Source organism: Bradyrhizobium liaoningense (assembly GCF_018130785.1).
GTDB lineage: Bacteria > Pseudomonadota > Alphaproteobacteria > Rhizobiales > Xanthobacteraceae > Bradyrhizobium > Bradyrhizobium liaoningense_A.
The window spans coordinates 80,567-90,019 of the sequence record NZ_JAFCJT010000003.1 but is presented as its reverse complement, the minus strand read 5'-3'; the positions used below and the strand labels follow the sequence as shown (position 1 = coordinate 90,019).

At 64.1% G+C, this 9,453-nt stretch carries 10 protein-coding genes; 3 read left to right on the top strand and 7 right to left on the bottom strand.

The features are described 5' to 3' along the window. Positions 1-7 precede the first annotated feature (7 nt). The 4 genes from JQ627_RS10700 to JQ627_RS10685 form a co-directional block, all read right to left on the bottom strand. Positions 8-1,039: a TorF family putative porin gene (locus JQ627_RS10700; RefSeq protein WP_212484189.1), complete on the bottom strand. Its 1,032-nt coding sequence runs from the start codon at positions 1,037-1,039 to the stop codon at positions 8-10. A 464-nt stretch (positions 1,040-1,503) separates the two neighbouring features. Further along, on the bottom strand, positions 1,504-1,872 hold the full coding sequence (locus tag JQ627_RS10695; protein ID WP_212484188.1) for a histone: 369 nt from the start codon (positions 1,870-1,872) through the stop codon (positions 1,504-1,506). Between the two features lie 70 nt (positions 1,873-1,942). After that, positions 1,943-3,265 (bottom strand): glycolate oxidase subunit GlcF, encoded by a 1,323-nt coding sequence (gene glcF, locus JQ627_RS10690; protein ID WP_212484187.1) that lies wholly within the window; start codon positions 3,263-3,265, stop codon positions 1,943-1,945. Continuing rightward, entirely contained in the window at positions 3,262-4,500 is a 1,239-nt protein-coding gene (locus tag JQ627_RS10685) for an FAD-binding protein (RefSeq protein WP_212484186.1), read from the bottom strand. Before JQ627_RS10685 ends, glcF begins: the two co-directional genes overlap by 4 nt. Positions 4,501-4,720: 220 nt before the next feature. Here JQ627_RS10685 and JQ627_RS10680 point away from each other — a divergent pair, with 220 nt between their 5' ends. After that, positions 4,721-5,206, top strand: a complete 486-nt coding sequence (locus JQ627_RS10680; protein WP_249143031.1) for a putative quinol monooxygenase — start codon at positions 4,721-4,723, stop codon at positions 5,204-5,206. 196 nt (positions 5,207-5,402) lie between these two features. On the opposite strand, the gene JQ627_RS10675 is transcribed toward JQ627_RS10680, so the two are convergent. Beyond that, a complete protein-coding gene (locus JQ627_RS10675; protein WP_212484185.1) occupies positions 5,403-6,896 on the bottom strand; it encodes an FAD-linked oxidase C-terminal domain-containing protein in 1,494 nt (497 codons plus the stop codon). Positions 6,897-7,177: 281 nt separating this feature from the next. On the opposite strand from JQ627_RS10675, the gene cycA reads away from it, so the two are divergent. Then, positions 7,178-7,573: a cytochrome c-550 CycA gene (gene cycA, locus JQ627_RS10670; RefSeq protein ID WP_212484184.1), complete on the top strand. Its 396-nt coding sequence runs from the start codon at positions 7,178-7,180 to the stop codon at positions 7,571-7,573. Positions 7,574-7,690: 117 nt separating this feature from the next. Here cycA and JQ627_RS10665 read toward each other — a convergent pair whose 3' ends face one another. Next, on the bottom strand, positions 7,691-8,647 hold the full coding sequence (locus JQ627_RS10665) for an alpha/beta fold hydrolase (protein WP_212484183.1): 957 nt from the start codon (positions 8,645-8,647) through the stop codon (positions 7,691-7,693). A gap of 325 nt (positions 8,648-8,972) precedes the next feature. Between JQ627_RS10665 and JQ627_RS10660 the strand changes: the two genes are divergently transcribed. Then, on the top strand, positions 8,973-9,155 hold the full coding sequence (locus JQ627_RS10660) for a hypothetical protein (protein WP_212484182.1): 183 nt from the start codon (positions 8,973-8,975) through the stop codon (positions 9,153-9,155). Positions 9,156-9,162: 7 nt separating this feature from the next. Here JQ627_RS10660 and JQ627_RS10655 read toward each other — a convergent pair whose 3' ends face one another. Continuing rightward, positions 9,163-9,423 (bottom strand): hypothetical protein, encoded by a 261-nt coding sequence (locus JQ627_RS10655; protein ID WP_212484181.1) that lies wholly within the window; start codon positions 9,421-9,423, stop codon positions 9,163-9,165. Between the last annotated feature and the right edge of the window lie 30 nt (positions 9,424-9,453).

Below are 9,453 nucleotides of genomic sequence, written 5' to 3'. Positions count from 1 at the left end.
AGAAAACTTACTTCAGGTTGGTCATCGCCGTCAGGTCGACCGAGAGCTTGGCGACGCCGGCCGCGCTGCACCAGTTGGAGCCGAACGCCGAGGTCGCGTTCGCGCCGCCATTGATCGGCGTCACGAAACCAGGGCTGGAGTTGGTGGCCGAGAAGTCGCTGGTGAAGGCGTTGCAGTTACCCTTCGAGAGGTCGGTGTCGTAGTAGCGGAGATCGAGCGTGAACACCTTGTAGGTGAAGCCAACGCCGAGGTTCCAGGTGTTGTAGCTCGGCTCTTTGATGCCGTTGGAGTACAGCGGGTCGCCGGCAATACCGTAGAAGATGTCCGAGGTGCCGAGCCACTGACGGCCGAATTCACCCGACACATACATGCCGACGCCGCTGGCACCGAACGTGGTGCTCGGCGCGGTCCACTTGGCGGTGATCGAGGCGTAGTTGCCCCAGGCACCGAGGTTCAGGAAGTTCGGCGAATAGTACTCGTTGAAGCCAACGACCCACTGATCGTTGATGTTAAGGTTCAGCTTGGCATAGACTTCGTAGAAGCTTGCGTCCTTCTTGGCGAAGTTGCCGTTGATCGGAAGGCCGATCGCGCCCTGCGAATTGTCGAGGCCGGTGCCGCAATTGCCCTGGGCGAGGGTGCCCTGCGAACCGAAGCAGCTTCCGCCCGGATAGAGGTAGCCCCAGATACCGAAGTCGAAGGCGAACATACCGAAGGTCGGGCGGATACCGCCGTAGATGTCGACTTCAGCCGCGGCGCGGTTCGGGAACGAGATGCTCTCCGCGGACGTACCGACATAAAGCTGGAGGTCCTTGTTGACGTTGTAGCGCGGCTCGAAATAGGCGGTGACCGACGGATTGTGGTTCGACTGAGTGACGCCGCGGAAGATGTAATCGCTCATGATGCCGGCACCGAAGGCGACATCCCAGGGGTCAAAGGCGGGCGGCGGCGGGGCCTTCAGAGCCTTGACCGGCATGTCTGCCGCGAAAGCCGAACCCGTCACCATTGCCAGCGCCGTTGCCAACAAAGCCACTTTTTTCATTTTGATCCCCATCACCAGTTCTACCCAGTCGGTTTCCCGGAAGCCCCCCGGGGTACGACCTGTCTGCAAAATTGCGTTACTGCGACAATCTGGATTGGGGCATGTGAACCGTGAAGCAAAAATCACGGGCATCTGCCGACTTTTTAGGCGTTCTGACGATTCTACAAAAGGTTGTCCGCCTGTGTTGCTTCTCGATCACATTATTTGCATTCCAAAGTGCACAGAGCCGCCCGGATTAATACGGGAGCCTCCGGTGCAGTGATGCCTGTGCCACGAATCAGACCGACGCGAGAAACGACAACCGACCGGGACCATTGTGACGATACAAAAAGGCCGCAGCGTCACCGCCGCGGCCTTCCTGTTGTCGGTCGTTATCGTCGGGATGGACCCAGTCTTTGCCCTCACCTTGGACCAGACTGGGCACCAAACCTTGGCGCCAAACCTTTGGGGCCTGACCTTGGAGCCTAACCTTGCCCGTCGGCCGGCGTCGGCTCCGCAGAAGACGAAGGCATCGCCCAGCTTGTCTCGACGGCGGGCTCAGGAGCCGGAGCTACCACCGGCGCTGACGGCTTCGGCGCAGGAGCTGCCTTCGCCTTCTTCGGTGCCGCTTTCTTTGCGGCCTTCTTCGGTGCAGCCGGCTTGGCGGCCTTCTTGGCAGCCTTGGCCGACTTCTTCCCAGCCTTCTTGGCGGCCTTCTTCGGGGCGGCCTTCTTCGATTTCTTCGCAGATCTCTTGGCAGACTTCTTCGCGGACTTCCTGGCTGCCTTCTTCGCTGCTACAGCCTTCTTGGCCTTTTTGGCCTTCTTGCTTTTTTTCTTCTTCGCTTTCGCCATCGTGGTCCTCCTGTTGCCGCCGAACAATGGTCGATCGGGCGTCGTTCTGCCGTCACCTCCGGACGAAGGCTCAACTCGACGCATTCAATGCCGGCCGCGACCCGCCCGTAGCCCAATCGAGAAGCTCAATCGTGTGTACGACCGGAACTGACGTGCCACTGGCAATCTGCACCATGCAGCCGATATTGCCCGCGGCAATCATGTCCGGCTTGACGCTTGCGATGTTGGCGACCTTGCGATCGCGCAACCGGCCCGCAAGCTCGGGCTGGAGAATGTTGTAGGTCCCCGCCGAGCCGCAACACAAATGGCTCTCCGGCACATCTTTCACCACGAATCCATTCTTGGAAAGCAATTCTTTCGGAAGGCCCGTGATTTTCTGCCCGTGCTGCAACGAACACGCGGAGTGATAGGCGACGACGATGTTGTCCTGTCGCGTGGTGGTCGCGAGCTTGAGGCCGGCGATGTATTCGGTGATGTCCTTGGCGAGCGCGGACACCTTCGCCGCATCAGCGGCGAACGCCGTGTCCTCGCGCAGGAGATAGCCGTAGTCCTTGATCACCGTGCCGCAGCCGGAGGCTGTCACCAGGATCGCGTCCAGCCCCTCGCCGGCGGCTTCCTTTTGCCAGGCCGTGACGTTGGCACGGGCGCGCGCCAGCGCATCCTGGTCGTCGCCGAGGTGATGGGTCAGCGCACCGCAGCACTGCTCGTCCCTGACAAGGACGACCTCGACGCCATGGCGGGTGAGAAGACTGATCGCGGCCTGGTTGATGCGCGGCGCCAGCACCTGCTGGGCACAGCCCTGCAACAGCGCGACCCGGCCGCGCCTCTTGCCGAGCGCTGCGAACACGCTGCCCGGGAGCGGGCCGGGCGACGGCAGACGGTTCGGCGCCAGCGCCAGCATCGCCTTGAGGCGCTGGATCAGGCCGGGCGTCGCCGAGGGCCGCGGCGTCGGCAGGAAGACGGCAAGCGGACGGGCGAGCCGCGCCAGCCACATGCTGGTGCGGAAGCGCTGCGGGTCCGGCAGGACAAAGGCCAGCACCTGGCGCAGCAGCCGCTCGGTCAGCGGCCTCTGGTAGCGCTGTTCGATCCTGACCCGGGCCTGGTCGACGAGGTGCATGTAGTTCACCCCTGAGGGGCAGGTCGTCATGCAGGACAGGCACGACAGGCAGCGGTCGACATGCTTGACCACCTCGGCGGTCGGGGTCTGGTCCTTCTCCAGCATCTCCTTGATCAGGTAGATGCGGCCGCGCGGGCTATCGAGCTCGTCGCCGAGCAGCACATAGGTCGGACAGGTTGCGGTGCAGAACCCGCAATGAACGCAGGCGCGCAGGATCTTGTCGGCCTGCGCGATATCAGGGTCGGCGAGCTGCGCCAGTGAGAATTCGGTCTTCATGCCGCAGCGCCCCGCGTCAGCCGTCCCCGGTTGAGAATGGTCTTCGGATCGAAGCTGGCGCGGACACGCTCGCTCAAAGCGGCAATGCCCGGCGCCTGCGGATGGAACACGTCGACCCCGCGCCTGACGTCCTCGGCCGCCCGGATCAACGTCGCATGTCCGCCATGGGCATCTGCACGCTGGCGCACCGCCGGGGCATGCGCGTCCGCCTTCGGCGGCAGCGCTGCCCAGATCAGCCCGCCGCCCCAATCGTAAATCACGTCGCCACCGGTCTCGCGCGCCAGTTGGGTCCCGAGCGCCGCGCCGGAAGCAGGCGGACAAACGATCCGCCACACCGGCCAGGCGCCGAGCGCGCCGCCGGCTGCGAACGGCAGCACGTCGCGGATCGTGGCCCACAGCGCGGCAGAGGCCGCGTCCTCGATCAGCGTCGCGGTTCCGAACGGCGCCAGCAATTCGCGCAGCGAGCCGGCGCGGTGCGCGGCGGACGCCGTGATGCCCTCGAGCCGCAGCAAGGTCAGCGCTTCGCCCTGGCTAGCGATGTCGCCAAGCCCGTCGGTCTTCGCCCGGAACGCCGATTTCGGCAGATGCGCGGCGGCAGAGACGTCGAAGGGCGAGCCGAGCGCCGCGGTCATGGCCTTGTTGGCGACGGCATCGTCGAGCCCGCGCAACAGCAGCGTCCGCTCCGCTTCGGGCTTCGGCATCACCTTGAGCGTGACTTCGGTCATCACCGACAGCGTACCCCAGGACCCCGCCAGCAGCTTGCAGAGATCGTAGCCGGTGACGTTCTTCACCACCTTGCCGCCGGTCTTGAAGCTGTCGCCGAAACCGGAGACGGCGTGCGCCCCGAGCAGGTGATCGCGCGCCCCGCCTGCCCTGATCCGCCGCGGACCGGCGAGGCCGGCCGCGATCATGCCGCCGATGGTCCCTAACGCGGGCGTGCCGAGCAGCGGCGCCGTATTCATCGGCTCGAACGCGAATTGCTGGTTCTTGGCATCGATCAGCGACAGCACGTCGGCCAGCGGCGCACCGGCCTGGAGCGTGACGATCAGCTCGTTCGGTTCGTAGGACGTGACGGCATTCAGCGCGGAGATGTCGAGCACGGCGTTGGTCGCCATGGCGTGACCGATGCTGCGCTTGCTGCCATGACCGATGATCTCGAGCGGCTGCTCGTTGGCAATCGCCGCGCGCACCACCTCTTCGACGTCTTTGGCGTCTCTGACCCTGAGCGTATCCACGGGAAAAGCCGGTAGCGAAATTCGTCGCCAAAATCAATGCGGCGTGAGGCCGGCGACCGCTGCCGGCGCGTTTGCGATCAGGCACCGGGCCGCATCGACGCTTCGTTCGCCATCGAAGCGTTCACGACATCGACACTTCGATCACCGGCGAACCAACGCCCGCAGGCCGCCACTACAAGTCTGCCCCGATCGCGATCGAGACCAACCGATGGAGACAGACATGCGATCGACTCATGCGCGGCCGGCGCCGCGCGTCCACGAAGCGTTCAGCCGCAGGTCGGTGATCCGGGCCTTCGGAGCCGTGCTGGCGATCTATCTCTCGCCATGGACGGCGGCGTCATCTCAAGCCCAGCAGCAAGGAGGAAGGACCATGAACCACTATGCCACGCAGAAATCTCTCAGCGCCGCCGTCGACGGCGGCGGTTTGCTCGTCGTCGCGCAATGGGAGGCGAAGCCCGGCGAGGCCGACAAGGTCGCCGCGATCCTCGACCGCTTCCTGCCGGAGGCGCAACGCGAGGACGGGGTCAAACTGTTCCTGATCTCGCGCGCCAAGGACAATCCGGCCCAGTTCCTGTTCTACGAGCTGTTCCGCGACGAGGCCGCGTTCAAGGCGCATCAGGAGAGCGCCCATTTCAAGACCTACATCGCCGGCGAGGCGCTGCCGCTGCTGGCGAAGCGCGAGCGGGCCCAGTACGGGCTGCTGTGAGGTCTCTTCTTCCTTCTCCGTTGTGGGAGAAGGTGGCATAGGCGGCCTACGGCCGCCGTTCTTAGGAACGCCGGTGCTTTGCGCCGGCCATGGCGCCGGATGAGGGGTTCTATCAGCGAACTCAACTGCAAGAGGGTTGATCGCGGAGAGGCCCCCTCACCCGGCTTCGCGTTCTGCGAAGCCGACGCTGCGGCCATCAGAACCGCGGAATATCCGGAAACGCTACCTTGCCGGCATGCACATGCATGCGGCCGAGCTCGGCGCAGCGATGCAGGGTCGGAAACACCTTGCCGGGGTTGAGCAGGCCCTGCGCGTCGAAGGCGCATTTCAGCCGCTGCTGCTGGTTGAGGTCGATCTCGCTGAACATGTCAGGCATCAGATCGCGCTTCTCGATGCCGACGCCGTGCTCACCGGTGAGCACGCCGCCGAACTCGACGCAGGCGCGCAGGATGTCGGCGCCGAAGGCCTCGGCGCGCTCGATCTCGCCGGGCTTGTTGGCATCGTAGAGGATCAGCGGGTGCAGATTGCCGTCGCCGGCGTGGAACACGTTGGCGCAACCGAGCTGGTATTTTTCCGACAGCTCGCGGATGCGGGCGAGCGCCTTCGGCAGCGCGCCGCGGGGAATTGTGCCGTCCATGCAGAGATAATCGGGCGAGATGCGGCCGACGGCCGGAAACGCGGCTTTGCGGCCGGCCCAGAACAAATTGCGCTCGGCTTCCGAGGTCGAGATCTGGCAGGTGGTCGAGCCGCAAGCGTTCGCGATGGTCTCGACGCGCGTGATCAGCTCGTCGACCTCGATCTTGGGACCGTCGAGCTCGATGATGAGAAGCGCTTCGACATCGAGCGGATAGCCGGCATGAACGAAGGCCTCCGCGGCGTGGATCGCCGGCTTGTCCATCATCTCCATGCCGCCGGGGATGATGCCGGCGCCGATGATGCGCGCCACGCATTCGCCGGCTGCCTCGACCTGTGCGAATCCAACCATCAGCGCGCGCGCCGTCTCCGGCTTTTGCAGGATGCGCACCGTGATCTCGGTGATGACGCCGAGCAGACCTTCCGAGCCCGTGATGACGCCCATGAGATCGTAGCCGGCGTTCTCGCACCCCTTGCCGCCGATGCGCAGGATCTCGCCGCTCATCAGGACAATCTCGCAGCCGAGCACGTTGTTGGTGGTCATGCCGTATTTCAGGCAGTGCACGCCGCCGGAATTCTCCGCGACATTGCCGCCGATCGAGCAGGCGATCTGCGAGGACGGATCCGGCGCGTAATAGAAGCCGACATGCGCGACCGCCTGGCTGATGGCGAGATTGGTGACGCCGGGCTCGGTGACGACGACGCGGTTGTCGAAATCGATCTCGCGGATCCGCTTGAACTTGCCGAGGCCCAGCAGCACGCCGTCTTCCAGCGGCAGCGCGCCCCCGGACAACGAAGTACCGGAGCCGCGCGGCACCACCTTGATGCCCTGCCCGGCACAATATTTCAGGACAAGCGAGACCTGCTCGGTCGTATCGGGCAGCACCACGACCATCGGCGGCTGCCGATAGGCCGTCAGCCCGTCGGATTCGTAGGCCCGCATCTCGGCAGGCGTATCGATCACGCCCTCGCCGGGCACAATTGCGCGCAATGCGGCCACGATTTCGGCGCGGCGCGCGAGCACGGCCTGGTCGCTCGCAGGCATCATGATGGCCATAACATATCCTTCATGGCATATCCGTCCGGCTCACGCCGCACGATCGAATTCTCGCGGCAAATCAACCACGTCCGCGGTGGTTTGGGTAGGCCATCCGAAAGTCGGAGCGGCGATCTTCGGCGAGTTCGCTCTGGGACAAGTAGGACATCATGAAACCTGTCATGGTTTCGCGGCTTGTCCAAGCCGGGCGGGCCTGCCAAAACCGGCAGATCCGGCCTTTGCCGACCAGGCAAGAGACCGACCAGGCCTAGACCCACCAGGGAAGAGACGAAGAGCACCCGATGACAAAACTGACTTTTGGCGCACTGATGATCCTCACCGTGACTGCCGCCGCACCCGCCGCGATGGCGCAGGATGTTGCGGCCGGCAAATCGTCGTTCAACAAATGCCTGGCCTGCCACGCGATCGGCGAAGGCGCCAAGAACAAGGTCGGCCCCGAGCTCAACGGCCTCAACGGCCGCAAGTCGGGCTCCGCGCCGGACTACAACTACTCGGATGCGAACAAGAATTCCGGCATCACGTGGGACGAAGCCACGTTCAAGGAATACATCAAGGACCCCAAGGCCAAGATCCCCGGCACCAAGATGGCGTTCGCCGGCATCAAGAACGAGAACGAGATCAACAATCTCTGGTCCTACGTCTCCCAGTTCGACAAGGACGGGAAAATCAAGCAGTAAGCGCGCGATCGGCGGCCGCCCGGGCTTCGGTTCTGATTGAGTCACAACCGAAGCTCGGGCTTATTGTCTTGACGCGTTTTCTTGCGCGAACCGGTATCCACTTCGCTCGAAAACGCCTTAATCGGCGGCCGCCTGCGCCGAGGCGATTTGACCGATCATCGCCTCGATCTCCGTCTTCACGAGATCCGGCACGGCGTTCTGCACCATGTGGCCGAGATCGGGCAGCACGATCAGCTTTGCATTCGGCACGGTCGCGGCAAACGGGCGCGCGTGGATATCGGTCTTCACGGTCTTGTCGGGCTCGCCGGCGATGATCGTGACCGGCGCCTTGATCTCGCCGTAACGCGCAGCCTGCGCCGTCACCGCTGCCTTCAGTGTCACCAAATCATAGGCATTGGCGATGAACTCGCGCGGGCGCAGCAATAGCGGCGTCGCGGAGTCCTGCACGAAACCGTCCGGCATGATTTGCGGCAGGAAGACGCTGCGCGCACCGGCCTCGGCAACGAAATATCCCAGCGGCAGCGTGATGGTATAGGCGAGCAGCGGGCCGATCACCGGTGTTGCGATGATCTCGTTGTAGCGGCCGACGCCGCCGCGCCAGGGATGGGTCACCGGTGCCAGCATGACGAGACCGGCGACGCGGCCGGGATGATCGAGCGCAATCCGCGCACCGAGCGCACCGCTCCAGGAATGCACGACGAAGACCGCGCGATCGATCCCGAGATTACGAAGCGCCTCGTCGATCATCCGGGCCTGGATCTGTGGCGTCGAATCCTGCCGCCGCGCGCGCGTACTCCAGCCGTGGCCGGGACGGTCGATTAGGATGACGCGATGGTCTTTGGCCAGAATGTCGCCGAGCGGACGCCGCATCGCTTCGAGATTGGAGCTCGCGCCGTGCAGCATCACGATCGGCATGGCTGAACCGCGCGGACCGATATCGACGACGTGAAGCACAGCGCCGTCGACCTCGATCATCCGGCCCTGAGGCGGAAAGGCGCGTTGCACGGCAAGGACGCCGGCCTGCGTGGCCAGCGCCAGCAGGACCAGCGCGGTCAGGACTGACATCACGATCATGGGGAGAATCCGGGCGATCCAGGGCACTTGGCAGTTACGACACCTGCGGGCGGCAGTTTCGCTCCGCGAGCCCCCGGCTCCACTTGAAATGCCGGGGCTGTGGATATGTGCATAATTCAAGCAGGAAAAAATGCAACGAAATCAATCACATTCCCGTCAGCACGCAAGCCTCGGGCCAGCTTCATGCAGTCGTCATCGCGGTCTCCATATAATCGCCACGGTCGGTTCCGCCATCTAGGCGCGGGTAGGCGCCGATCTCCTCGCAGCCTCACGGGATGCGGGAAAGACCGGCAGGATTTGTCCTGATTTGAACCGGAGAATTTCGATGAGCTTCAGATCCAACGATACTGCGATCGATGAGATCGTCGCGAGCTGCAACGGCGACCTGCGCGGTGCCGTGCGGGCACTGCTTCTGATCAACGAGCATCTCGAGGCGGAGCTTGCAAAGGCCTACGCCGCAGCCGCCGATCACGGCCTTGTCGAGCGCGGCAGCAGCGTCCTGCACTAAGTGCGGGCTAGTTCGCTCCGTCCTCGTCCTTTTCCTCGTCGGGCGTGACCGCGGGGCAGGCGCGGATCGTCGAACGGGCAAGCTTGGCATCGGCCCTGGACTTGTAGGGACCGTCGCCGAACCAGATGTCGCCGATGATCACGGGATTGCTGGTGACGATGTTGCATTGGCCGGTGGCGCTGTTGCCGACCACCCAGAACAATCCGTCGGCGAGGCTCACCGAGCCCGACGCGAGCAGCAATACACCTGCAAAGATCAAACGCTTCATGGCTTCCGCTCCTGCCATGCAGTTAAGCCT

What these genes read in the sequence shown, in the direction of transcription:
- JQ627_RS10700 (WP_212484189.1), bottom strand. Translation starts at nt 1,039, where the DNA reads ATGAAAAAAGTGGCTTTGTTGGCAACGGCGCTGGCAATGGTGACGGGT.
- JQ627_RS10695 (WP_212484188.1), bottom strand. Translation starts at nt 1,872, where the DNA reads ATGGCGAAAGCGAAGAAGAAAAAAAGCAAGAAGGCCAAAAAGGCCAAG.
- glcF (WP_212484187.1), bottom strand. Translation starts at nt 3,265, where the DNA reads ATGAAGACCGAATTCTCACTGGCGCAGCTCGCCGACCCTGATATCGCG.
- JQ627_RS10680 (WP_249143031.1), top strand. Translation starts at nt 4,721, where the DNA reads ATGCGATCGACTCATGCGCGGCCGGCGCCGCGCGTCCACGAAGCGTTC.
- JQ627_RS10675 (WP_212484185.1), bottom strand. Translation starts at nt 6,896, where the DNA reads ATGGCCATCATGATGCCTGCGAGCGACCAGGCCGTGCTCGCGCGCCGC.
- cycA (WP_212484184.1), top strand. Translation starts at nt 7,178, where the DNA reads ATGACAAAACTGACTTTTGGCGCACTGATGATCCTCACCGTGACTGCC.
- JQ627_RS10665 (WP_212484183.1), bottom strand. Translation starts at nt 8,647, where the DNA reads ATGATCGTGATGTCAGTCCTGACCGCGCTGGTCCTGCTGGCGCTGGCC.
- JQ627_RS10660 (WP_212484182.1), top strand. Translation starts at nt 8,973, where the DNA reads ATGAGCTTCAGATCCAACGATACTGCGATCGATGAGATCGTCGCGAGC.
- JQ627_RS10655 (WP_212484181.1), bottom strand. Translation starts at nt 9,423, where the DNA reads ATGAAGCGTTTGATCTTTGCAGGTGTATTGCTGCTCGCGTCGGGCTCG.